This is a genomic window from Paracoccus albus (genome assembly GCF_027913035.1).
Taxonomy (GTDB): Bacteria; Pseudomonadota; Alphaproteobacteria; order Rhodobacterales; family Rhodobacteraceae; genus Paracoccus; species Paracoccus albus.
This window is the reverse complement of the sequence record NZ_CP115775.1, coordinates 1,101,471-1,125,310: the sequence shown is the minus strand read 5'-3', so window position 1 is coordinate 1,125,310 and position 23,840 is coordinate 1,101,471. Positions and strand designations below refer to the sequence as shown.

The window sequence follows — 23,840 nt, the reverse complement described above, 5'->3', positions numbered from 1 at the left end:
CGCCCCGGTCCTGCCCGCGCAGCTACTCCGCCGCCTGTGCGGCTTTCGCGGCCTCGATCTTGTCGGCGCGTTCCTCGACCAGTTCGACGATGTGGTCGATCATCTGCTCATTGCTCATCTTGTGGTCCTGCTTCCCGGCCATATAGACCATGCCGGACCCCGCCCCGCCGCCGGTGAAGCCGATATCGGTCATCAGCGCCTCTCCCGGACCGTTCACGACGCAACCGATGATCGAAAGGCTGATGGGTGTCTTGATATGCTCCAGCCGCTCTTCCAGCTTTTCAACGGTCTTGATGACGTCGAAACCCTGCCGCGCACATGACGGGCAGGAGATGATCTGAACGCCGCGGGTGCGTAAACCCAGCGACTTGAGTATCTCGAAGCCGACCTTGACCTCTTCGACCGGATCGGCCGAAAGGCTGACGCGAATGGTGTCGCCGATACCTGCCCAGAGCAGATTACCCAGCCCGATGGCCGATTTAACCGTGCCGCCGCGCAGGCCCCCGGCCTCGGTAATGCCCAGATGGATCGGCGCGTCGGTCACCTCGGCCAATTGCTGATAGGCAGCCGCCGACAGAAACACATCTGATGCCTTTACGCTGATCTTGAATTCGTGGAAATCATGATCCTGCAGGATCTTGATATGGTCCATGCCGCTTTCAACCATCGCGTCCGGGCATGGCTCTCCATATTTTTCCAGCAGGTGTTTTTCCAGCGAACCGGCATTCACGCCAATGCGGATGGAGCATCCATGATCCTTGGCGGCACGCACCACCTCGGCCACGCGGTCGGCGCTGCCGATATTGCCGGGGTTGATACGCAGGCAGGCCGCGCCCGCTTCCGCCGCCTCAATAGCGCGTTTGTAGTGGAAATGGATGTCCGCCACGATCGGGACCGGGCTTTCACGGCAGATTTCCTTCAGCGCCGTTGTCGTTTCCTGATCCGGGGCCGAGATACGCACAATATCCGCACCGGCATCCGCCGCGCGGATCACCTGATCCAGCGTCGCACGGACATCGTGGCCGTCGGTGTTCGTCATCGTCTGCACACTGATCGGCGCGTCACCGCCGACCGGCACATTGCCGACCATGATCTTGCGCGATCTGCGACGCTCGATATCACGCCACGGACGAATGGGATTATGCGTCATCTTGATCCCCGAATTGCTGCGCTACAGATAGTCCTTTGCCGCCCGCGCGGCAAGTTCAGCGCCGTTCAGGATCGGCTGGCAGGATCACAGTAAAGCGAGACCCCTGTCCCGGCTCGCTTTCGATGCGCAGCTTTCCGCGATGCCGGCTGGTGATATGTTTGACGATGGCCAGACCCAGCCCGGTCCCGCCCTTCTCGCGCGATCGGTGACTGTCGACGCGATAAAAACGCTCTGTCAGGCGGGGCAGATGCATCTCATCTATTCCTTCGCCCTGATCTATGACAGCGACCGAACAGGCCGGGCCGCGCAGGCTTGGCTCATGCGCGATATGAGACAGCCGCAACGTGACCAGACCGCCTGTGCCACCATATTTCACGGCGTTTTCCACAAGATTGTGAAACACCTGCGTCAGCTGATCGGCATCACCTGCGACATAGACGGGACTGTCGGCCCCCTCGACCAGAATGCGGACATTGTTGGCAAGGGCCTGCTGTGCCAGGGTTTCGGTAACGGCACGGACCAGCATTGCAAGGTCGACGGTTTCTGCGGGCCTGCGGCGTTCTTCGGATTCGACACGGCTGAGCGAAAGCAGATCCAGAACCAGCCGGTTCATGCGCGCGGCCTCTGTTTCCATGATCTGAAGGAAACGGTCACGCGCGCCCGGATCATCGCGGGCCGGACCGCGAAGGGTTTCGATAAATCCGATCATCGCGGTCAGAGGGGTGCGCAACTCATGGCTGACATTGGCGACAAAGTCGCGGCGCAACTGGCCGGCTTCCTCAATCCCTGAACTGTCCTCGATCACGACCAGTGCGCCACGGCCGAATTTCGTGGGCATGGCAGATACGGTTACCTCGACCGGAAGGTCCCTTCCCCGCGCGGAAATGACAACGCGATTGCGGTAGCCGCCTGATTCCACCTTCGCCAGATTGGGGTCCGGAACAGGCGGGTCGACATGGGCGGGATCGAGCACCGAATCGACTGCCTGAACAATGACCGGATGACGCAGAACGGTAACAAAGGGGCGATCGGTCAGGTTGTCACCCAACAGACGCGATGCAGCCACATTCGCGGCAAAGACGCGCGCCTCTGCATCAAGCGCAACGACAGGCACCGGCAGGGCCGCGATCACCTGCTGGATAATCGCCTGATCCACCTTAGTCGATCCGTTTCAGGCCGGTACGAAAGCGCGCCCCGTTTTCGACATAGCGTTGCGCGTTCTTCCGAAGCCCCTCATAAGCGGCATCGTCGATGTCACGCACGACGCGGCCCGGAGCCCCCATGACCAACACGCGCGACGGGATTTCCTTGCCTTCCGAAATCAGTGCGGAGGCACCGACAAGCGAACCCGCGCCAATATGCGCACCGTTCAGCACCGTCGCGCCCATCCCGATCAGCGCGCCGTCATCGACCTTGCATCCGTGCAGAATGGCGCGATGACCGACCGTGACGTTCTGCCCGAGAACCAGAGGGAATCCCGGATCGGTATGGAGGCAGCAAAGATCCTGTATGTTCGATCCCCGACCGATGCGGATCTCTTCGCAATCGCCGCGCAGCACGGCACCCCACCAAACGCTGGCACCGGGCTCGATCACGACGCGACCAATGATCTGCGCATCCGGCGCGATCCACGCGTCCCCGGCGATTTCAGGGGCGATCCCGTCCAGTTCCCAGATCATGCGCCTTCTCCCTCCATCAATGTTCTGACAAACCCACCCAGGCCCTTTTGCCTGTCACGCCGTAATCTTTCGGCTGTCAGGATGGAAACAAGGCGCTCAAAGCTTTCTTCCAGATCGTCATTCACCAGCACATAATCATATTCGGCCCAATGTGAAATCTCGTCCCGGCTTTTATCCATCCGTCCGGCAATCACCTCTGCCGAATCCTGCCCACGCTGGACCAGCCGCCGTTCCAGTTCGTTCAAGGATGGGGGAAGGATGAAGATCGACACCACATGCGGACCAAGCGCCGATGTCCGGATCTGCTGGCCGCCCTGCCAGTCCACGTCGAAGATCGTGTCACGGCCTGCCTGCATCGCGGTTTCCACCGGCCCACGGGGTGAACCGTAGAGATTGCCGAAGACTTCTGCATGTTCCAGCATATCGCCAGAGGCCACCATCTTCGCGAATTCGGGCCGCTCGATGAAATGGTAATGCTGGCCGTCAACCTCTCCGGGACGCGGGGCGCGGGTCGTTGCGGAGACCGAAAACGACAGAGTCGGATCCCATTCGATCAAACGCCGTGCCAGCGTCGACTTGCCCGCACCTGAAGGTGACGACAGAATGATTAACAGCCCGGTCCGGTCCATGCAGCCCTCGAATTTCCTTGCGCGCTTTTGCCCGGCGGTGAAGAGAAGAATCAACCCTTCGCACTTAACCAAGCAGAAAGATTTTGGACCTCTTTGCGCGACAGATCGGCTAACATTACGGAAAGCCTGCGAAAATCTGGTGGAGGTTTCAGCGGCGCCGACTGGCAGAATAGGTTGAAATTGATGAGTGACGACAGCGGCACAGACGATCCGGGCAAGCGCCAAGCCGAACAGGCCGGGGCAAAAATCGTCGACCTTTCGGTTGTCGCACCTGTCAGCGCGGATCGCGTCGTATCTGCCATAAGGAGCTATTGGGACAGCCTTCGCCGTGGCCGCGCGGTCCCTGAGCGAACCGATGTCGAGGCAAGCGGCATCCGCACAGTGCTGGATTTCGCCTTCATCCTTGAGCGCATCGCGCCCGGAGCCGCGCGGTTTCGCCTGTCTGGCCGGCACCTGATCGACCTGATGGGCATGGAAGTGCGCGGTATGCCGGTCTGTTCGTTCCTTAATCCGGACAGCCGCGGGCGGTTGTCGGATGTCCTGGAAACGGTCTTCAAGGGCCCGCAGATCGCTGATATCGCGCTGCATTCCCGCGCCGCCTATGGCCGACCCGAACTGCGCGGCCGGATGTTGTTTCTTCCGTTGCGCTCGGATCTCGGTGACGTCACCCGCGCGCTTGGCTGTCTGGTCAGTGAAGGCACCATTGGTCGCGGACCCCGCCGGTTCGACATCCTGACAGAGACGGTGTTCCCGGTGATCGAGGGGGCCGCCCCGCTCCCACCCGCCAGCGATGGCGTTGCCGAGCCGCCGCCATCCTGGCAGGCACCTATCCTTCGACGTCCGGTGCTGAAACCGCTCGACAGAAACGCAACCCCGGAAGATCGGCGGGCCCGCTTTCGTTTGATAGAGAGCACCAGCGACTAGGTTTTCATTCCCGAAATTTTCTTGATCGTATTTGTCGTATAGGCACCGTTTCACTATCTCTTCGCCGGTCGTCTTGTTCATATTTTCGCCTGAACATTTGTCGAGCCCGCAGTCCCCACCAGACCGTTTTTTCTCTCGTTAGCAGGTTGGCGCTGACGCTACTTCGCAACGATCTTGGCCCTTATCCCGAGCTCCGGCTCAAATGCGCGAAAAGTCCAACCGGCAACCTGTCGAAGCCTCTCTTTCCGTAAGTCGGAAAAATGATTCAAAAAGGAACCTGAAAGATGGACGGCCCGGCGGTCGCGAAAGATTTTTACATTTCGGCAACGTCCTGTGAACGAACGGGTCCCGAACCACGGATCTGTGGTGATATGATCTACGCAGCCCCTTCGGCAACAGGGCAGACGAAGATAAGGAACTTGCTGTGCAGTTCCACTTCACTTTCCGTGACTCATTGATAATAAATACAAAAATTCAGGCTGGAGTTTAGGAATGGCTGAAAATTGGCTGTCGATCATTTGTGTTCCGTCAATGTCCGTGATGCCGCTGAGGGTGATGCAGCTGCTACACCTCTCTGGTGCCGAGGTCATGACGGTCACGCCGGGCGTCGCGCCTTCGCCCGAGTTGAGTGCCGGCCGGATTTCGGAAATTGCTCATCGCGGCAGCCTTCCAACCGGCAAGGACCGGCGCATCGCTGTTATCCAATCGACAGTATTGTATGACGCGCGTTTCGCGCTGCAAATATTGTCCGACGCCGATTTCATCACGATGTCGACGGCTGATCCCGTCCGTGCAGTTCTGCGATCTTTGCGGAACGAGGCATGGACGCAGCAAGCTCAGCAAAGTGGTGAAAGCACCGTACTACCAATTCCAAAAACTAAAGATTTCAAAATCAATATAAATTTCAGACGTTTAAATAATTTAATTCAAGAAATTCAGATAGGTGAGGCGATGCTGTCGGCTGCCCTGTCCGGCTTTTCCGCGCGGCGCGTGAGCGTGGATACCGGCCAGCTAATTGATCTGAAAATTCCAAATGTGCCCGCTGTGCATAGCGATACTCCAGAAAAATTTTCAGATATTATTCAAAATTTTGACGAAGCAATCTCTCATATCCGCCAGTTGCGGGTTAACACTCCCGGCATCGAAATGACCCACGCGCCCGACATTATCGGTCGCGCTGCGGCGCCAGTCATGGCATTTGTTTGCGGCAGGAACACGAAGGAATATCTGCCGACCCTCACAGAAAATATGAAAAAACAATCTGTTCCCTTGGTATATATCGACAATGGCTCCGATGACGGCTCTGTCGAAATGGCCGAGAAGCTCATCGGCGATGGCATCGAAGAACTGCACCATCTGCCCTATGACGGTGCTTTTTCGGTAGAAGCGCAACTGAAGAAGAAGCACCGCCTTATCGAGCGGCACGCACCTCGTTGGATCATCCATATGGATGCCGACGAGATTATCGAGCATCGTGACGAAGGACGAACGCTCCTTGAAATCGCACAAAATGCAGAAAAATCAGAATATAACGCGATAAACTTTAACGAATTCGTTTTCCTTCCTGAACACCATCAGGACTTCGCCGGAAAGGACTATGCAGCGCAGATGCGCCGCTATTACCTTTTCGAGCCGGTTCCCTTCCGTTTGATGCGCATGTGGCGGCATGGGCTGGGGCTTTCGAATGTCGCAGATGCGGGTCATCGGCTATCCGGGCCCCTGCGCGTCGCCCCGGTCTCGCATAACCTCCGGCATTACATGGCACTCAGCGAAGAGGCCGCGGCGCAAAAATATGTCGGACGACCGTTTGCCGCGGCTGAACTGGCAAAAAAATGGCACGCAAACCGGCTTGGCATCACGCGCGACGATGTCCGGATGCCGGATGCCGGGACGCCCCGTATGTCCTGCCTTCCGCCCGGACAAATGAAGGCCTTCGACCGAAGTCGACCTCAACGCACGCATTGGTGGAAATGGCGGCACGAAAGCTGAACGCCGCGGCGCACACCCTTGCGAGGCGCCCGCCCTTCACCTACATCTTTACCGAAAGCGAAGGACGACTGCATGGCGATAGAAGCGCACGAAATCGAAGCCCTGATCCGCGAAGCTTTTCCGGATGCGACGATCACGGTCAACGATCTGGCCGGCGACGGCAATCACTATGCGGCCGAAGTGATTGATGAATCCTTTCGTGGAAAGAACCGGGTAGAGCAGCAGCGTGCGGTTTATGCGGCGCTGAACGGCAAGATGGACGGGCCAAACGGCCAGCTTCATGCCCTCGCCCTGACCACGAAAGCCCCTGATTGAGGAAGAACCGATGACCGACGCGCGTGCGCAAATCCAACAGGCACTGGACGAGAACGAAGTGGTGCTTTTCATGAAGGGCACCAAGGAAATGCCGCAATGCGGGTTTTCCAGCCGCGTCGCCGGTGTGCTGAACTATATGGGCGTGGCCTATCGCGATGTGAACGTGTTGGCTGACGAAGGTGTTCGCCAGGGCATCAAGGATTTCTCGAACTGGCCGACGATCCCTCAGCTTTACGTCAAGGGTGAATTCATCGGCGGCTGCGATATCGTGACCGAGATGACGCTGGCGGGTGAGCTGGATGAGCTGTTTGACCAGAAAGAGATCACCTACAACAAGGAAGCTGCCGATAAGATTCGCGAAGCGAACGCCTGAGCCGTGCCTCCCTCTCAGCAGATTTCCCAAGTGACGAAGCCCCGCCGCAAGGCGGGGTTTTTGCTTTTGACGCCGCCCCAAATCGCACCTAACCTGTCGCCAGTCAAAACCATAACCGGGAGGTAGGAATGACCCTTCGCAATCGCGTCGCAGCCACGCTGCTTGGTCTTTCAGCTGTCGCTGCGCCGCTTGGCGCTCAGGCGCAGGATTTCATCAATGTGCTGACGGGCGGCACGTCGGGTGTCTATTATCCGATGGGTGTCGCGCTGTCGAAAATTTACTCGGAAGCTCTGCCGGACGCCAAGGTTCAGGTTCAATCGACCAAGGCATCGGTTGAAAACCTCAACCTGCTTCAGCAGGCGAAAGGCGAAATCGGTTTCTCGCTTGGTGACTCTGTGAAACTGGCCGCCGAAGGAAATGCGGATGCGGGTTTCCCCGCGCCCCTGGACAAGCTGCGCGGTATCGCTGCGGTCTATCCGAACTATATTCAGATCGTCGCCAGCGAAGAATCTGGCATCACCACGCTGGCCGATCTGGCCGGGAAATCGGTGTCGGTCGGTGCGCCGAAATCTGGGACAGAGCTGAACGCCCGTGCAATCCTTGAGGCCGCCGGGATGAGCTATGACGATCTGGGCAAGGTGGAATACCTGCCCTTCGCGGAATCGGTCGAATTGATGAAGAACCGCCAGCTGGATGCGACGCTGCAATCCGCCGGTCTTGGCGTTGCGTCGCTGAAAGACCTTTCGACCTCGATCCCGATCACAGTCGTGTCGGTACCGGCCGACGTGGCCGAGGAACTGGGTGCGCCCTATGTCGCCGGTGAAATTCCTGCCGAAACCTATGAGGGTCAGGCAGAGAGCGTGCCGACGGTAGCTGTCATCAACTACCTTGTCAGCTCGGACGCGGTCAGCGATGACGCGGCCTATGCGATGACGAAGTCGATCTTCGAAAACCTTGATGAGCTTAAGGCCGCACATGCTGCCGCAAATGCCATCGACGTGCAGAACGCACTTCAGGGTATGCCGATCCCGGTCCATCCCGGTGCGCAGCGTTACTATGACGAAGTCGGCGTAAGCGCCGAATAAATAGACCGGGCCGGCGCTATTGCGTGCCGGCCCGCTTTCTTCGCTGAAGGCGTCACGATGACTGTCGATACCCATGCGGCCGATATGGCCGATCTTGGCCTGCACGACCCGCTGGCCGAAAGTTTCCCGGAAAACATTCAGGGCCGCATCCTTTTCTGGATCGCCGTTGCGTTTTCGCTTTATCAGATCGCCACTGCGGCGCATTTGCTGAATCTTAACAGCCAGATCCAGCGTGCCGTCCACCTTGGTTTCCTGCTGCTACTGGGCTTCCCGCTGCTGACACTGCTGCGCGGACGCAGCCAGCCTGTGCAGATCCTTGCATGGGTCATGGGTCTGGTCGGTGTCGGCATCGCCGCTTATCAATGGGTCGAATATGTGCCGCTGATGATGCGGGCGGGCGATATCAACGGGATCGACACAATCGTCGGGATCGTCACGCTGGTTGCCGTTTTTGCCGCTGCGTGGGTCGTCATGGGTCCGGCACTGCCCGTCGTGGCCGGTATTTTTCTGATCTACGCCCTGTTTGGCGAATATTTCCCCGGCGCGCTGCAAACGCGCGGCTATGCACTGGAACAGGTGGTCGAGCAGATGTCCTTCGGCACAGAAGGTATCTACGGCACGCCGCTTTACGTCAGCGCGACCTATATCTTCCTGTTCATCCTGTTCGGATCGTTCCTTGAACGCGCAGGGATGATCAAACTGTTCACCGATGTATCGCTTGGCCTGGTCGGCCACCGCATGGGCGGCGCGGCCAAGGTCAGCGTCGTCAGCTCTGGTCTGATGGGCACGATTTCTGGTTCTGGCGTGGCCAATGTTGTGACCACCGGCCAGTTCACCATCCCGCTGATGAAAAGCTTCGGCTACCGCTCTGCCTTTGCGGGCGGGGTTGAATCGACATCCTCGATGGGCGGGCAGATCATGCCGCCGGTCATGGGCGCCGTCGCCTTCATCATGGCCGAAACCCTTGGTGTCGCCTATGTCGAGGTTGTGCGGGCGGCGATCATCCCCGCCATCCTCTACTTCGCCTCGACCTTCTGGATGGTCCATCTGGAGGCCGGGCGTCGCGATCTGCGCGGCATGGCAAAAAGCGAATTGCCATCAGCGCTGAATGCCATTCGAGAGGGCTGGTATCTGGTACTGCCCCTGGCCGTGCTGGTCTATCTGCTGTTCTCCGGCTTCACGCCACTTTACGCGGGCGCAGTCGGGCTGGCGCTGACGATCATGCTGATCCTTGGTGCCTCGCTGATGCTGGGGATGCCGTCTAACGTTATCCGGATCATCTTCTGGATCGGTCTTGGCCTGATGGTCGGTTATTTGCTGAGCAACCGGCAAGAGGTCCTGCTTTGGGGGCTGGTCGGCGCCCTGCTGGTGATCAGCGTCGTGACGAATGGCGGAAGACAGACGATCTGGCAGGTGATTGAAAGCCTGGCAGAGGGTGCCAAGACCGCCCTGCCCGTCGGCGTCGCCTGTGCGCTTGTCGGTGTCATCATCGGCACGATGACGCTGACCGGCGCGGCCAACACTTTCGGCATTTTCATCGTCGGCGTTGGTGAGAACTCTCTGATGCTCTCGCTGATCCTGACCATGCTGACCTGCATCGTTCTGGGCATGGGCATCCCCACGATCCCGAACTACATCATCACCTCGTCTATCGCGGCCCCGGCACTGCTGGAACTGGGCGTGCCGCTGATCGTCAGCCATATGTTCGTATTCTATTTCGGCATTCTGGCCGATCTGACGCCACCGGTCGCGCTTGCCTGTTTCGCTGCAGCCCCCATCGCCAAGGAATCCGGCTTCAAGATCAGTCTTGAGGCGATAAAGGTCGCCGCGGCGGGTTTCGTGATCCCCTATATGGCGGTGTTTACGCCTGCACTCATGCTCCAACCCGGCGGACCGCTGGCCGAGGCGTTGGGCTTCCCAATGGCTGTCGCCTATATCGTGCTGAAATGTGTCATCGGCATCGGGCTGTGGGGAACGGCGGTGATCGGCTGGCTGGGACATCGGCTCAACCTGCTGGAGCGTGGCGTTGCAATGGCGGCGGCCTTCACCTTGATCGCCGCCCTGCCCCTGACGGATGAAATCGGTTTGGGTCTTGCCGTTCTGTTCAGCGTTATCTGGTGGATGAAAAGGAAAACGGCATGAGCTGCCTGCTGGTTGGTGCGGTCGCAGTTGCGCTGTCCAGTGACCGTTTCACACTGGAATGGACCCATTCAGTCGAAAAGGTGAACTGGCGGGAAGAGTGGATCGTCAATGAGGCCGGTTTGCGCCTGATGAAGGCAGCAATCAAAGGCTCTGGCGCGGGAATGGAGCCGGGGCCCAATGCCAGGCTTGAGGATGGCTGGTGGGTCTGGCGTCCCAATCAGCCGCCGATCCCGGAACTGGTCCTTGCCTCCTCTGGCGCGACACCATCGGCATGGCGGTTATGTGATGGCGATGATTGCCGCGATATCGGCGCAGAGCCGGGCGAGGCGATAACGATCAAACCCTGCCCCTGACAACCGCCTGCAAAAGAAAACGGCCCGCCTTCACAGCGGGCCGTTCGTATGACATGGCTGTCGATCAGTAATAATAATCTTCTTCCCAATCGACCTCGTCATAGTAATACAGGTCGTCCTTGCTGCGGCTGCGACTTAGCGCATTGGCGATGATCAGGCCGACAGAGAAAGCCCCGGCCAGCCCGATTGCCGGGCCGGCCTTGGTTTCGACCGCCTGATCGAGCGTTTCTTTCGCCTTATCAAGCGCAACCCCGCCCATCTCGGCAACTTCGGTGGCTTTTTCACCAACCGTGTGACCTGCGCCAGAGGCAGCGTCACCGGCGCTGTGCGCGGCGCCCTTTACCGTGTCGCTGGCAGCGCCGAACAGTGAAGTCACCTTTGACTTGGCGCCTTCGACCGCACTTTCCGCGCGATACTTCACCTTGTCGATCGCCGCGTCAGCGGCAAGGCTCAGCCGTGCCTCGACCTCGTTCTTAAGCTCATCGGTCGAAGGAACGGCGTGACGCTCTGAATTTGACATCAGCCAGACAATCAGGCCGATCAGCGCGAAGCCGCCGCCGATAATTAGCGAAGCATAGGTTGGACCCAGTTCCAGCCGCCATGCAAGAAAGCTCCACAAAGCGGCCAGAAGGAAGCCCGCGCCAATCAACAGGGCAACGCCCGCACCGGCCTTCATGCCGGCGCGACGCGCCTTGTCACCTAGCGCAAGCTGCATCCGGTTGACATAATCGAACATGAGTTCAGGCCCCGCTTAGCGGCGCGCGATCAGCAGCCCGACCAGAAAACCGACGCCGACAGCGATACCAAGCGCCTGCGCAGGGTTGCGGCGAACGGCCGTCGACAGTTCATCATAGTAATCTTCGGCGTAGCCAGCCATCTGCTGCGCGCCTTCTTGGCCCTTGCGATAAAGGCGACGAGCCTCGTCTTTGGCGGCCTCGGCATATTCATGGCCAAGCTCACGCGCGGTGTCGGCATATTCACCCGCCTTTTCCTTGACCTGACGGGCGGTGTCCTGTGCTTTGCCAGCTGCATCTTCAGCCGCGTGGCGGGCGTCTTCTTTCAGATTCTGTGCGGAATATTCATTGCGGGACATGGAAGTCCTCCTTCAGGCTTGAAATAACGTTGCATGGTCAAACGCAGCGCAAGGGCACGTCGTTCCGAAAATCGCCATAAATCTTTGGCAATTCGCCCTAAATTCGCATTCTGGGGAATGGTACCGCCTCCCCGGCTTGAACGGGGGACCTCTGGATCCACAATCCAGCGCTCTAACCAACTGAGCTAAGGCGGCACGGTTCGCGTCGTTTAGCGCCCCGTGACACAGGATGCAAGGCCGGACTTGCCGCAAATTCATCATCGGGATAGGAGGAAAAGAAAAGGAAAGCGACATGGGCATCAACAGCGAAAGCGATATCGCCGCGAATATTCAGATCGGTCCGACGGATCGGGGCATGGTGCGAATCTATGTCGAGGGTGACGGGGTAGAACTACCCTTGGATTTCGATCCGGATGAGGCAGCGGAAATCGCCGAAGAGCTGCTGGCCGCGGTCGAGGCTGCACGAAACCTCGGTCCTGCAAAACAGGGCAAGGGAAAAGGCAAACCCCGGCGCTAAAGACCGGCCGTGGCGGGGTCGATCAGCGCCTGCAACCGAATGGAGGCGACGCGGGCGACATCGCGCGTCAGCCTTGTACGCCGCGCCGCTGCCATTTTTGTCAGCGGCGATTCCCGCATGATTTCCGCCCCGTAAGCATCTGCGCGGATCAGCCCGGTATCAGGCGGCAGCAGATCATCAGGGAAATCGGTATCGACCGCCCAGAAAAACCTGTCGCTCCACTCCAGATAGTTCTGCCATTTGCGGTCGCCTGTGAAATCAGCGCGGCTGCTTTTGCATTCCACGATCCAGATTTCACCTTGTGGCGTGATGGAAATCACATCGACGCGCAAACCGCGCGACGGCACGAATTCACACAGAACTGCATGGTCAAAGCTGCGCAACATCCGGCTGACGCCGCGTGCCAGTCTGAATCCGGCCTGATCGGGCAGCGTCGTATCATCGGCGTTTGGATTGGGGTCTATCAGAGTCATGCGGCGATCATGAACAAAACGAAAACATGGTGCAAGCCCCGGCCCCGCGATCGCGCCCTTGAAAGCCAGAAGAACGACAACTATCTATCGTGACCGGCGAGTTTCTGCTCTTCGCGTGAGGGCCACTTTTTCCACTGGCCTATAATTTCTCGATGGGAGCTGGCTCTGTCATGGCCCTGGTCATGTTACCCGGCGCCCACCTGGTACTCCAGGCTTTCGGGAAAATCTGCGCGCCCACGGTTGCTGCGGTTCTCGCCACAAAGCCGCCCTTTCCGGGGCGGCTTTTTTGCGTCAGGCACATCTCAAAAAGAAAAAGGGTGGTCCGAAGACCACCCTTCCCCGAGAGACTTCGATCCAGAGGGATGGATCAGAAGCCATAGACGAGCGACACGCCCAGCACGTTATCCGTACGGATTTCGCGGTTTTCCTGATACTCGGTCGAGTAGGAAACGCGGGTCGCAAGCTGGTCCGACATCTTGAAGTTGACGCCGAATTCGTTGGTGATCTCATCGCCAGCCGAGTCCGACGTGATGTAGTCGGTGTCGTTGGTGACGAAGATCGTGTCGTTGAAGCGGTGGTAGAACCGCGACGAAGCGATGTAGCCGGTTTCGGTTTCCGAAGCCAGGTTGTCCGATTCGCTGTAATCGACCGATTGGGTATAGCGAACGCCAACACCGGCCTGAACACGCCATGTGGTGTCATTGGTGTTGATGATGCGGTAACCCGGACCGAAGCCGAGGAACGCGTCACGCTTTTTGCGGCCTTCCAGCTCGTCGATTTCTTCGGCGGTCAGCATGCCGTCAGCAAGGTTGTCCAGCTCTTCGTCGACCATGCCGTCCTGGTTGATACGGCCCAGTGCGAATGCATAGAAGCGATCGTTGAAGTAATACTGCGCGTCATAGATCGCGTAGACTTCTTCCTGATCCTTGTCGCCGTCGCTGTCTTCACCGAACTCCATGCCAAGACCAACCGACTGGGCGAACGGACCCTGGTTGTAAGACATGCGGCCAGCCAGTGCGAAGTCCTGGCTTTCATCGTTGCCGGTCGAACCAGCATAGGTCAGCGAGACACCGCCGAACAGGCCCTGACGACGATCCTGCGGACCGAAGCGGTCAGCGTCGTTCGAACGGGCGAAATCGTCTTCAACGGCTTCCTGAATGTCGTCGATACGATCGTTTACCTGGGTTACGCCCGTGACGTCAGCACCGGTTGCGGCTTCGGTCTGAGCGAAAGCGGGCAGCGACAGCGTCGTCGCAATGGCGGTGGCGCCAGCAAGAAGAGCAACTGCTTTCATGGTTTCCATCCTCAGTTTTGATGACGCAACATTCCGCGTCGCATCATTTCCGAGCCATCAACTATGCCCCTGATGGGCTGGTTTCCATGCCTGCCAGAGGAACAGTCCAGTCGCATGATTGTGAGGAAACGCGATGGAACCAATCGCTATCACCCGGCGCTGAACACCCAAGAGCGGGATTAATTCCGATGTTTCAAACAACTATTCAAACGCTGAACCGCTCCGTTTTGATCACTGTTCGTTCACGTTTTATACAGATTGGTTTCATTTCTGTTACGAAATCAGCCTGAATGTGAAGCATTCAGTTGCGCAATTACAACATCAGTTTGCGAAATCGGAGATGGCACTTTTGATCAAGGCGGTCGCCTCGGCGACGTTCAGCGGTTTCGAATCGAATCTTTGATCGGCTGGGCGCTTCCGATGCCATGGCGAAGCCTGAACCGTCGCCCGGAGCCGCCGCCACCATCCTCTGCCATGCTCATGACGGCGATGGCGAACTGGACGCCCGCGAACAGGACCGTGTGAAAGACGATCAACATGAAAACCGCCACCACGCCTGACCCGCTGGCAAAGACAAGATGACGCAGATGCGCGACGTCGAAGGCGATCAGTAAGGCAGTGAAGACCACAGCCAGTGCAAAGCCGATGGCGACATTCACGATATAGAGTCGAATGAGTTTGGGCATAATTCATCTCCACTTGGATAAGGGGAGACTATCACAGCAGACGCAATGCGTCGTCGGAATTGGTCAAGCCGGGTGAATCTGTCGCAGCGCGACAATGCGGCGCCCGTTAGCCGAGCGCTTCGGGCTGGGCCTCGCGGGCCATGTGATCCAGAACGGCATTGACGAATTTCGTCTCGCGTCCGTCGGGGAAAAAGGCGTCCGCGATGCCCACATATTCGCTGATGATAACGCGCGGCGGTGCCTTTGCGGCGATCAACTCTGCCCCGGCCGCCCTGAAAACGGCGCGAAGAACGGGATCAATCCGGTCGATCGGCCAACGCGCCACCAATGCGCGATCGGTCATCTGGTCGATACGCCCCTGCCATGTGACCGCATCATCCAGAATCCGGCCAAACAGCGCCTCATCAGCATCGGCCGCGGTTTCTTCTTCCGTTTCGTGGCCAATCCGCCAATCCTCGAACTCCCGCCGGACACGATCCGCCGACTGGCCGGCGGCCTCCATCTGGAACAGCGCCTGAACCGCATAGAAACGCGCGGCAGTGCTGCGTTGGCGGCGATTGTCTTGTCGTTTCGGGCTGCTCATGCGCCGGTCGTTCCTTCGAGTCTTCCTGCCAGCCGAATAGGGTCGTTATCCCGCGGATCGGGCGTCGGCTGCTGGCGGGTGGGCGCGTATTTGCGCGACAATGCAATCAGATGCAAGGCCGCAGCGGCAGCGCCGCCGCCTTTGTTCTGCCCATCGGGATCGGCGCGCACGATGGCCTGATCCTCATTCTCGACGGTCAGTATGCCGTTTCCGATGGCCAGCCCCTCCAAACCCAGCAGGGTCAAGCCGCGTGAGCTGTCGTTGCACACTGTCTCGTAATGGGTCGTCTCGCCACGGATTACGCAGCCCAAAGCCACAAACCCATCGAACCGCCCGCTGCGCGCGGCCATGCCGATTGCCGTCGGAATTTCCAGTGCCCCCGGCACCTCGACCAGATCCGTGACCGCACCGACCTGATCCAGAACGGCACGTGCACCGCTGATCATGGCATCGGCGATTTCGCGGTAATAGGGCGAGACGACGATCAAAGCCCTGACAGGCGCGTCGAATTCTGGCAGGGGCAGCTGATAATGGGAAATTCCGGCCATGATCAATCCTTCGCAATCGGGCGGGTTTCGACAACGGACAAACCGTAGGCGTCCAACCCGACGATTTTCAGCGGCGCGGTATTGGTCAGCAGGATAAGCTCTTCCAGTCCCAGTGCCGAAAGGATCTGCGCCCCCAACCCATATTGGCGCAGGATATGCGGGCTGGCACCGCCTTCCGATACCAGAACCTTGCTGAGATCGCGAAGTAGAACCACGGCACCGCGCCCCTCTTCCGCAATCATGCGCATCGCGGCAGGCAGGTCGCCCGCGCCGTCACGCGGGACGCCCAGCACATCATGCAGCGGGTCGAGCGCATGCATCCGCACCATCACGGGCCCCGGCGCGGAAAGGTCGCCCTTCGACAGAACGATATGTTCCGAGCCCTGGGTTTCATCTGCAAAGACGCGCATCATCCAGTCGCCGCCATTGACAGAATGAACTGGCCGCTGCGCGCGTTCGGCGATCAGATTGTCATGCCTGCGGCGATAGGAAATAAGGTCGCTGATCGTCCCGATCTTCAATCCATGACGCTGGGCAAAGGCGACCAGATCGGGAAGGCGCGCCATCGTACCGTCCTGATTCATGATCTCACAGATCACGCCCGAGGCGTTCAATCCGGCAAGACGTGCAATATCGACGGCGGCTTCCGTATGGCCGGCGCGCACAAGCACGCCACCTTCGCGCGCGCGCAGCGGGAAGACGTGACCCGGAGATGCAATATCGGATGGTCCTTTGGTGGGGTCTATGGCAACGGCAACCGTACGGGCGCGGTCATGCGCGGAGATGCCGGTCGTCACGCCCTCTCGCGCTTCGATCGACATGGTGAAGGCGGTTTCATGGCGGCTGGAATTGCGTGGCGACATCAGAGGCAGACCAAGCGCATCAATCCGCGGCCCCGGCAAGGCAAGGCAGATCAGCCCGCGACCATGCGTCGCCATGAAGTTGATCGCATCGGGTGTCGCCATCTGCGCGGGTATGACCAGATCGCCCTCATTCTCGCGGTCCTCATGATCGACGAGGATGCACATCCGGCCATTGCGGGCGTCTTCGATAATCTCCTCGATGCTGGAAATCGCATCGGACCAGTCGCGCTCTACCGGTCCCGGCTTCTCATATTGCATCTCGGCACCTTCCTGATCAGTAAACGATTCTGGCCGATCAAGGTTATGACCTGCATGAGCAATTCGTGCAATGTCGGCGGTGTGACCCAAATGCCCGCCGATGTGTCGGTATCCTGGTCAGGACGGCGTTCAAACGCGGTGCGTCTTACGCAATCGGCTGCTTATACGGGTTGCTCAGAACAATTCTACATCCCCGGTCGGTCGTGCAGCCGGCGCCGCTTCTATAACTTGCTGCGCGATAAACTGCTCTCTCGCCAGGCCGACTGATGGCCAGAAATTGATGCGTCTGGCCTGATCTCCGCCGACGGAATGCGTCATGATCCGCATCCCCTCTGCACGCAGAAACTCGGCCGCGAAGGCTGCATTCAGCGCGCCCACGTTTTTCAGGCCGGCGACCATTTTCGCCCCACCAAAAACATGCGCCCGAAGACGGCGCCGATCAGCGCCCAGTTTCAGCACACCGTTGATCAGCAGTTCCATCGCGTTGACGCCGTAGCTTGCGGAGGCATGGCCACCGGTGCGCCCCGCCGCGAGAAGAAAGTGATTCATGCCGCCCGCCTGTGCCTGCGGGTCGAAGATGCAGACGGAAATGCAGGAGCCGAGAACCGTTGTCATGCAACATTCCGGCTCCCCCCTGGAGACCTCGAACTGACCCTGAATGACATGGATGCGGCCTGTTTCCGGCATCTTAGCGATCCTGACGGTTGCGGCGATCAGTGGCCGCCAGCAGTTCGGGCGCAATAGAGTCCAGCGGAACCAGCCTGTCGACACCGCCCATCTCCCATGCGACGCGCGGCATTCCCCAAACGACAGAGCTTGCCTCATCCTGCGCGAGGCAAAGTGAGCCGCGTTTATGCAAAGTTGTCATGCCGCGGGCGCCGTCCGCCCCCATACCGGTCATCAGGATTGCAACGACACGCTCGGCAATCGGGGAGGCAGATTCGAACAGAATATCGACCGAGGGGCGATGTCCACCGACCTTGTCACCTTGCAGAAGCAGGCAGCGCGGACGCAGTCCTGAGGAGACACCCAGATGCCGCGCCCCGCCCGGCGCGATCATCACGACACCCTGCGCAAGTGGGCGATCATGTTCGGCAAGGCAGATCGTCGGCGCGAAGCGGCTGTTCATGCGTTGTGCGAAGCTGGACAGGAAGCCTTCCGGCATGTGCTGGGTCACGAGGATCGGCGGGCAGTTTTCCGGCAGACGAGCGAAGACCTGCTCCAACGCGTCCACACCGCCCGTGGATGACCCGATCAGGACGATCTGGTTGTTCCACTTGTAATCCGAGACCACCACTGGCGTGCTGCGCGCGCCGTCCAGGCGCCGCGTGACATTGGCCGTCGCCGCGCCGCAGACCAGATCCGGCAAGGCCGCAAAGGCATTGCCTGCTTCTTCCCGCCTGGGTTTGCCGATGCACTCCACCGCCCCACGAGACAATGCCTCGATCGCGGCAGCGCTGCCTTTCCGGGTCTCGCTGGAGATCATGATCACCGGCATGGGCCGGGTGCGCATCAGTTCCTTCAGAAAGTCGAGACCTGACTGGCCGGGCATTTCCACATCAAGCGTCAGAACGTCGGGCGAAAGCCGCGTTATTTCCTGCCGGGCCTCGTCGGCGTTCGAGGCTTCACCCACCACTTCGATTCGCGGGTCGGAACGCATTCTAAAGCGCAGAAGATGACGAATTGTCGAAGAATCATCGACGATAAGCACACGAACGGTTTTCATGCCACCCCGTCCGGGATGCTGCATTGAGGTCCGTTCATTCCGATCTCCTGTCATGGTCCTGGCAGGAGACTGGCAGAAAGGGATGAACATGCCCTTAACGCGAAAATCAGCCCTGCCAACGCCCTCTGATCGCCAAGGCGACATAAGCAAATTTGCGCGTAAACTCTGTCACAACAGGGGGTTTGCCGCCCTTCACGGAAACCAAAACCTTCCGCGCACCCGCCCCGGCGAACAGGGCAGGCGCAGCCCGACCAGGCGGTTTCGGCCTTACGCGCCGCGCCGAATCGAGCGCTTGCAGGCCCGCATCGGCCAGACCGGACAGCGCATCGCCCGAATCCCCAGACAGACCCAGATTAAGCGCCCGAATCTGCGGATACGCGCCAAGCCATGCCGCGATCCCCGCACCTAGCGCTTGCGCGGCAACCAGATCATCCTGCCCGCGCAGCCCGCAAGCAATGCCTGCCAATCTCATAAGTCCGCCGGTGCATTCGCCAATATATTGCTTTACCTCATCCACCGACGCAAACGGCTCACGCACAACATCGCGGTGCCGCGCCTCGACAATTGCGGCAAGGGGCTTAATCTCGGCGCCCCAGCTTTCGAACAGCGGTGCAGCAATATCATGCCGCGCCGGTGGCCGCCCCTCCGCCATTTCGGCAATCTGGTCGGTCCACCATTGCAGGCGCATCTGCGAGATCAGCGGTTCACCGGAGGCGACCGCCGCACGCGCGATGTCCAAATTCGCGGCGTATAGCGTCGCAAGCTTCGCCCGATCCCCCGGCTGTGCCGCCATGACAGATGCGAAGCGGTCGGGATCGGCCTCTCGCAGCAGTTCGGCGCAATGTTCAGGCGTCACGTCGCTGCGCCATCGTGGATCAGCTTCCAGACGATGGCATCGTGCAGGGCTTCGAAGCTGGCATCGACGATATTGGGTGAAACGCCCACCGTCGACCAACGGTTACCGGCGCCATCCTCGCTGTCGATGGTCACGCGAGTGACAGCTTCGGTCCCGCCCTGGGTAATCCTGACGCGGAAATCGACCAGCCACATATCGTCTATGCTTGCCTGATAATCGCCCAGATCCTTACCAAGCGCGCGCCACAGAGCGTTGACCGGGCCACGATCATCGGCATCCGTCTCGCCGTGGGATTCGCTGACGGACATCACCCGGTTGCCCTGGATCTGAACCGTCACCACAGCTTCAGAGACCGAAATTTGTTCGCCTTTCGCATTGCGGCGCCGTTCGACGATCACGCGATAGCGTTCCACGTCGAAGAAACGCGGGAGCTGACCCAGATGACGGCGGGCAAGCAGTTCAAAGCTCGCCTGAGCCACGTCATAGGCATATCCCTGATCCTCGCGCAGCTTCACATCTGACAGGATTGCGGCGAGGTCTGCGCCTTCGGGAATGTTCAGCCCTGCCTCTGTCAAACGCGCACGCAGGTTCGATTGACCCGCCTGATTTGACATCGGGATGATGCGGGTATTGCCCACACTGTCCGGCGCGACATGTTCATAGGTCGCCGGATTCTTCACAATAGCGCTTGCGTGAAGCCCGGCCTTATGTGCGAAGGCCGAGGCGCCGACATAAGGGGCATTGGGTGACGGCGCGCGGTTGAGAATCTCATCCAGACGACGAGACGTCTTGAGCAGGTTTTTCAGCGCATCGCGACTGATCTGCGGGACCAGAGGCGCGAATTCGTCCTTCAGTGCCAAGGTCGCGATCAGCGTGGTGAGATTCGCGTTGCCGCAACGCTCCCCCAAACCGTTCAGCGTGCCCTGCACCTGCCGCACACCCGCGCGGATCGCAGCCAAACTGCCTGCGATTGCATTGCCGGTATCGTCATGGGTGTGGATGCCCAGCCGATCGCCGGGAATACCTGCTTCGATGACCTCCCCCACGATCGCGGCGATTTCATGCGGCAGCGTGCCGCCATTTGTGTCACACAGCACGATCCACCGTGCCCCCGCATCACGCGCCGCCAACAGGCATTGCAGCGCATAATCGCGGTTCGCCTTCCAGCCGTCAAAGAAATGCTCGGCATCGAAAAGTGCCTCGCGCCCCTGCGCGACGATATGGGCCAGCGAAGCACTTATATTTTCAAGGTTTTCGTCCAGCGTGATACCAAGCGCCTCGGACACATGAAAATCATGCGTCTTGCCCACGAGGCATACGCTGCCAGTCCCCGCATTCAGCACCGCCGCCAGCACCTCGTCATTCCCGGCAGAGCGCCCTGCCCGCTTGGTCATGCCGAATGCGGTCAGCGTGGCCTTGGTCACAGGGGGATTATCAAAGAAATCGCTGTCGGTCGGATTGGCGCCCGGCCAGCCACCTTCGATATAATCGACGCCCAAAGCGTCGAGCATATTTGCAATCTCGGTCTTCTCGCTGGCAGAGAACTGAACGCCCTGAGTCTGCTGGCCATCACGAAGGGTGGTGTCGTAGAGGTAGAGGCGGTCAGTCATGGTGAACAACTATTTTCAGACATTTCGATTCTCTCCATAAATCAAGCTGCGCAAAAACGTTTATTTGATCGCGGCTAGCTTGACGGGATCAAAGTCTGAAGTGAATTCATAAGTATACGAACCGTCCTTGTTTTCAGATACCTTCACACCGGCTGAGCTAAGTTGGTCTCTGATACGGTCTGCGTCAGCCCACATCTTCAATTGACGGAACTCCCACCTCTGCGACATCAACTCTTCGATTAGTACATCGGAGCCCCCACCAATTCTCTGAGTGGTCAGCCAATTCCCTCCTTTCTCAGTCAAGAGGCCAACGAGCCTTGCACTTGCCAAAAGAGAAGAGAGCATGGATCGGTCGCGGCTAGGGTCGGTGGACAACCTATGAAGTACGCTCATAGCCTCAGCAATGTTGAGATCATCTGCTAAAGCGGCGATAAAATCTGGATGAGGTTCGGACGGCTGCAAGTCTGCCGTAGCATGATGCCATCGTCGCAGCGTCTTTTCGGCCTCCCGCACCTTCTCCACCGTCCAGTCCATCGGCTTGCGGTAATGCGTCATCAGCAGCACGTACCGGATGACCTCGCCCGGAATGCCCTGATCCAACAGATCCCGCACGGTGAAGAAATTGCCGAGACTTTTCGACATCTTCTTCCCCTCGACCTGCAACATCTCGTTGTGCAGCCAATAATTCGCCATCACCTCGGACCCGTGCGCGCACCGGCTCTGGGCGATCTCGTTCTCATGGTGCGGAAACTGCAGGTCGATGCCGCCGGCGTGGATGTCGAACACATCCCCCAGCAACTCCGCCGACATGGCCGAGCATTCGATATGCCAGCCCGGACGCCCGTAACCCCAAGGCGAGTCCCAACCCGGCTGGTTCCCGGTAGAGGGCTTCCACAGCACGAAATCCATAGGATCGCGCTTGAATGGCGCGACCTCCACCCGTGCGCCCGCGATCATGTCGTCCAGCGAGCGCCCCGACAGCTTGCCGTATTCGCTGAACTTGCGAACCTCGAAGAGCACATGACCTTCGGCGGCATAAGCAAAGCCCTTGGTAATAAGATCTTCAATCATCGCCACCATCTGCGGGATATAATCCGTCGCGCGCGGCTCTTCCGTCGGCCGCAGCGCACCAAGCGCTTTCATATCCTCGTGATACCAGCTGATGGTTTCCTCGGTAATGTCGCGGATCGGTCGGCCCGTCTCGGCAGCTCGCGCATTTATCTTGTCATCCACGTCGGTGAAGTTGCGCACATAGGTCACGGCATCCTCGCCATAGACATGCTGCAGCAGCCGGAACAGCACGTCGAACACCACCACAGGCCGCGCATTGCCCAGATGCGCCCGGTCATAGACGGTCGGGCCGCAGGCATAGACGCGGATGTTCTTATCGTCGATGGGATTGAAGTCTTCCTTCGACCGAGTGCGCGTGTTGGTCAGGCGTATCTGAACCTTGTCGACCATGAAGTCCCCCTTGCGGGGACCTGCCTACAGCAATCTGCCCCGCATGAAATGCGTCAGCGGATAATGCAGCAGATGGTGCAGCGTGCGAACATGGGATGGGCTTAAACCATCTGGCGGGCGCTGCCAAGTGCGCGGAATGCTTCCGCTTTCATTCCCCGTTAGCGCCCCCAGTCTTGTCGGCGTCACCGGGCACGCCTAGACATGCCGCAACCCGCCCTTTCAGGAGAGATAAAATGTCCGAGACCAAGGATTTCAACGACCGAATGCTGTCACTCGGTCTGGCCCGCGTGTCCGAGGCCGCGGCACATGCTTCGGCCACGCTGATCGGGCGCGGCGATGAAAAGGCTGCCGATCAGGCCGCGGTCAATGCCATGCGCGACCAGTTGAACAAGCTGGATATCAACGGTGTCGTCGTCATCGGAGAGGGCGAGAGGGACGAGGCCCCGATGCTGTATATCGGCGAAGAAGTCGGCAGCGGCACGGGTCCGGAAGTGGACATCGCGCTTGACCCTCTGGAAGGCACGACGCTGACGGCCAAGGACATGCCCAACGCGCTGACAGTCATCGCAATGGCCCCGCGCGGCACGATGCTGCATGCGCCCGACGTCTATATGGACAAGCTGGCAATCGGCCCGGGTTACGACAAGGATGTCGTCAGCCTTGATATGAGCCCGACTCAAAGGGTCGAGGCATTGGCAAAGGCGCAGGGCGTTAAGGCGACGGATATCACTGTCTGTATCCTCGAACGTCCGCGCCACGAAGACCTGATCGCCGAGGTTCGCGCGACGGGTGCCGGGATCAGGCTGATCACTGACGGCGATGTGGCAGGCGTTATGCACTGCGCCGAGCCGGAGCTGACCGGCATCGACATGTATATGGGCGCGGGCGGTGCGCCAGAAGGCGTGCTGGCGGCATCGGCGCTGAAATGCATGGGCGGCCAGATGTGGGGACGCCTGATGTTCCGCAATGATGATGAACGAGGCCGCGCGACGAAGGCTGGCATCACCGATTTCGACCGGGTCTATTCGCGCGACGAAATGGTGACGGCGGATGTGATCTTCTCGGCCACCGGGGTGACCAATGGCTCTATCGTGCGCGGCGTCAAGCGAGAGCCGAAATATCTGGAAACGGAAACGATCCTCATGCGATCCAAGACCGGCTCGGTCCGGCGGATGATCTATCGCAACCCGATCCGTTGACAGGCTTGCAAGCGCGGCGCGGCTGACGCAGAAC

At 59.3% G+C, this 23,840-nt stretch carries 26 protein-coding genes, 1 tRNA gene and 1 other RNA gene; 10 read left to right on the top strand and 18 right to left on the bottom strand.

Translation table 11 applies throughout. From position 1 onward, the window contains the following. Window positions 1–22 precede the first annotated feature (22 nt). Genes ispG through gmk form a run of 4 tightly spaced genes read right to left on the bottom strand, consistent with a single transcriptional unit; the run spans window position 23 to window position 3,458 of the window. On the bottom strand, window positions 23–1,150 hold the full coding sequence (gene ispG / locus PAF20_RS05565) for a flavodoxin-dependent (E)-4-hydroxy-3-methylbut-2-enyl-diphosphate synthase (protein ID WP_271072728.1): 1,128 nt from the start codon (window positions 1,148–1,150) through the stop codon (window positions 23–25). Window positions 1,151–1,205: 55 nt separating this feature from the next. After that, window positions 1,206–2,306, bottom strand: coding sequence for a sensor histidine kinase (locus PAF20_RS05560; protein WP_271072727.1), 1,101 nt, complete (start codon window positions 2,304–2,306; stop codon window positions 1,206–1,208). Window position 2,307: 1 nt separating this feature from the next. Beyond that, window positions 2,308–2,829, bottom strand: coding sequence for a gamma carbonic anhydrase family protein (locus PAF20_RS05555; protein WP_271072726.1), 522 nt, complete (start codon window positions 2,827–2,829; stop codon window positions 2,308–2,310). Next, on the bottom strand, window positions 2,826–3,458 hold the full coding sequence (gene gmk, locus PAF20_RS05550; protein ID WP_271072725.1) for a guanylate kinase: 633 nt from the start codon (window positions 3,456–3,458) through the stop codon (window positions 2,826–2,828). Before gmk ends, PAF20_RS05555 begins: the two co-directional genes overlap by 4 nt. A gap of 183 nt (window positions 3,459–3,641) precedes the next feature. Here gmk and PAF20_RS05545 point away from each other — a divergent pair, with 183 nt between their 5' ends. The 7 genes from PAF20_RS05545 to PAF20_RS05515 all read left to right on the top strand — a co-directional run bounded on the left by PAF20_RS05545 (window position 3,642) and on the right by PAF20_RS05515 (window position 10,639). Further along, window positions 3,642–4,382 carry a PAS domain-containing protein gene (locus tag PAF20_RS05545; protein WP_271072724.1) on the top strand — a complete coding sequence of 247 codons (741 nt, stop codon included), beginning with the start codon at window positions 3,642–3,644 and terminating at the stop codon, window positions 4,380–4,382. A gap of 492 nt (window positions 4,383–4,874) precedes the next feature. Further along, window positions 4,875–6,371, top strand: a complete 1,497-nt coding sequence (locus PAF20_RS05540) for a glycosyltransferase family 2 protein (protein WP_271072723.1) — start codon at window positions 4,875–4,877, stop codon at window positions 6,369–6,371. 72 nt (window positions 6,372–6,443) lie between these two features. Further along, window positions 6,444–6,686, top strand: a complete 243-nt coding sequence (locus PAF20_RS05535) for a BolA family transcriptional regulator (RefSeq protein ID WP_271072722.1) — start codon at window positions 6,444–6,446, stop codon at window positions 6,684–6,686. 10 nt (window positions 6,687–6,696) lie between these two features. Further along, window positions 6,697–7,059, top strand: coding sequence for a Grx4 family monothiol glutaredoxin (gene grxD / locus PAF20_RS05530; RefSeq protein WP_271072721.1), 363 nt, complete (start codon window positions 6,697–6,699; stop codon window positions 7,057–7,059). Window positions 7,060–7,187: 128 nt separating this feature from the next. Beyond that, the gene (locus PAF20_RS05525) at window positions 7,188–8,144 is read left to right on the top strand and encodes a TAXI family TRAP transporter solute-binding subunit (protein WP_271072720.1); all 957 of its coding nucleotides are present in this window, start codon (window positions 7,188–7,190) and stop codon (window positions 8,142–8,144) included. Between the two features lie 57 nt (window positions 8,145–8,201). Then, window positions 8,202–10,286 (top strand): TRAP transporter permease, encoded by a 2,085-nt coding sequence (locus tag PAF20_RS05520; protein WP_271072719.1) that lies wholly within the window; start codon window positions 8,202–8,204, stop codon window positions 10,284–10,286. Beyond that, on the top strand, window positions 10,283–10,639 hold the full coding sequence (locus PAF20_RS05515) for a DUF1850 domain-containing protein (protein ID WP_271072718.1): 357 nt from the start codon (window positions 10,283–10,285) through the stop codon (window positions 10,637–10,639). Before PAF20_RS05520 ends, PAF20_RS05515 begins: the two co-directional genes overlap by 4 nt. A gap of 64 nt (window positions 10,640–10,703) precedes the next feature. On the opposite strand, the gene PAF20_RS05510 is transcribed toward PAF20_RS05515, so the two are convergent. From PAF20_RS05510 to PAF20_RS05500, 3 genes are all read right to left on the bottom strand, one after another. Further along, window positions 10,704–11,375, bottom strand: a complete 672-nt coding sequence (locus PAF20_RS05510) for a phage holin family protein (RefSeq protein ID WP_271072717.1) — start codon at window positions 11,373–11,375, stop codon at window positions 10,704–10,706. Window positions 11,376–11,390: 15 nt separating this feature from the next. Next, window positions 11,391–11,732 carry an ElaB/YgaM/YqjD family protein gene (locus PAF20_RS05505; RefSeq protein WP_271072716.1) on the bottom strand — a complete coding sequence of 114 codons (342 nt, stop codon included), beginning with the start codon at window positions 11,730–11,732 and terminating at the stop codon, window positions 11,391–11,393. Between the two features lie 118 nt (window positions 11,733–11,850). Beyond that, window positions 11,851–11,927 (bottom strand) — tRNA-His (locus tag PAF20_RS05500). A 97-nt stretch (window positions 11,928–12,024) separates the two neighbouring features. Between PAF20_RS05500 and PAF20_RS05495 the strand changes: the two genes are divergently transcribed. Next, a complete protein-coding gene (locus PAF20_RS05495; protein ID WP_271072715.1) occupies window positions 12,025–12,249 on the top strand; it encodes a DUF6324 family protein in 225 nt (74 codons plus the stop codon). On the opposite strand, the gene PAF20_RS05490 is transcribed toward PAF20_RS05495, so the two are convergent. Further along, window positions 12,246–12,722 (bottom strand): MmcB family DNA repair protein, encoded by a 477-nt coding sequence (locus PAF20_RS05490; protein WP_271072714.1) that lies wholly within the window; start codon window positions 12,720–12,722, stop codon window positions 12,246–12,248. The genes PAF20_RS05495 and PAF20_RS05490 overlap by 4 nt on opposite strands. Window positions 12,723–12,820: 98 nt before the next feature. Here PAF20_RS05490 and ssrS point away from each other — a divergent pair. Continuing rightward, a non-coding RNA gene (gene ssrS, locus PAF20_RS05485) (6S RNA) lies at window positions 12,821–12,978 on the top strand. Between the two features lie 111 nt (window positions 12,979–13,089). Here the strand turns inward: ssrS and PAF20_RS05480 are convergent. The 10 genes from PAF20_RS05480 to cysS all read right to left on the bottom strand — a co-directional run bounded on the left by PAF20_RS05480 (window position 13,090) and on the right by cysS (window position 22,607). Then, window positions 13,090–14,016, bottom strand: coding sequence for a DUF481 domain-containing protein (locus PAF20_RS05480; protein ID WP_271072713.1), 927 nt, complete (start codon window positions 14,014–14,016; stop codon window positions 13,090–13,092). A 377-nt stretch (window positions 14,017–14,393) separates the two neighbouring features. Further along, window positions 14,394–14,702 (bottom strand): hypothetical protein, encoded by a 309-nt coding sequence (locus PAF20_RS05475; protein WP_271072712.1) that lies wholly within the window; start codon window positions 14,700–14,702, stop codon window positions 14,394–14,396. A 106-nt stretch (window positions 14,703–14,808) separates the two neighbouring features. Further along, the gene (gene nusB / locus PAF20_RS05470; protein WP_271072711.1) at window positions 14,809–15,285 is read right to left on the bottom strand and encodes a transcription antitermination factor NusB; all 477 of its coding nucleotides are present in this window, start codon (window positions 15,283–15,285) and stop codon (window positions 14,809–14,811) included. After that, on the bottom strand, window positions 15,282–15,833 hold the full coding sequence (locus tag PAF20_RS05465; RefSeq protein ID WP_271072710.1) for a 6,7-dimethyl-8-ribityllumazine synthase: 552 nt from the start codon (window positions 15,831–15,833) through the stop codon (window positions 15,282–15,284). The genes nusB and PAF20_RS05465 overlap by 4 nt, the downstream gene beginning before the upstream one ends. Before the next feature lie 2 nt (window positions 15,834–15,835). Beyond that, a complete protein-coding gene (gene ribB, locus PAF20_RS05460) occupies window positions 15,836–16,954 on the bottom strand; it encodes a 3,4-dihydroxy-2-butanone-4-phosphate synthase (RefSeq protein WP_271072709.1) in 1,119 nt (372 codons plus the stop codon). A 174-nt stretch (window positions 16,955–17,128) separates the two neighbouring features. Further along, entirely contained in the window at window positions 17,129–17,641 is a 513-nt protein-coding gene (locus PAF20_RS05455) for a chemotaxis protein CheD (RefSeq protein ID WP_271072708.1), read from the bottom strand. Window position 17,642: 1 nt separating this feature from the next. Continuing rightward, window positions 17,643–18,680: a protein-glutamate methylesterase/protein-glutamine glutaminase gene (locus tag PAF20_RS05450; RefSeq protein WP_271072707.1), complete on the bottom strand. Its 1,038-nt coding sequence runs from the start codon at window positions 18,678–18,680 to the stop codon at window positions 17,643–17,645. A gap of 106 nt (window positions 18,681–18,786) precedes the next feature. Next, window positions 18,787–19,536, bottom strand: a complete 750-nt coding sequence (locus tag PAF20_RS05445; protein ID WP_271072706.1) for a squalene/phytoene synthase family protein — start codon at window positions 19,534–19,536, stop codon at window positions 18,787–18,789. Then, window positions 19,533–21,146: a citramalate synthase gene (gene cimA / locus PAF20_RS05440; RefSeq protein ID WP_271072705.1), complete on the bottom strand. Its 1,614-nt coding sequence runs from the start codon at window positions 21,144–21,146 to the stop codon at window positions 19,533–19,535. The genes PAF20_RS05445 and cimA overlap by 4 nt, the downstream gene beginning before the upstream one ends. A 60-nt stretch (window positions 21,147–21,206) precedes the next feature. Then, the gene (gene cysS, locus PAF20_RS05435) at window positions 21,207–22,607 is read right to left on the bottom strand and encodes a cysteine--tRNA ligase (protein WP_271072704.1); all 1,401 of its coding nucleotides are present in this window, start codon (window positions 22,605–22,607) and stop codon (window positions 21,207–21,209) included. A 233-nt stretch (window positions 22,608–22,840) separates the two neighbouring features. Here cysS and glpX point away from each other — a divergent pair, with 233 nt between their 5' ends. Next, window positions 22,841–23,806: a class II fructose-bisphosphatase gene (gene glpX / locus PAF20_RS05430; RefSeq protein ID WP_271072703.1), complete on the top strand. Its 966-nt coding sequence runs from the start codon at window positions 22,841–22,843 to the stop codon at window positions 23,804–23,806. The last annotated feature ends 34 nt before the right edge of the window (window positions 23,807–23,840 follow it).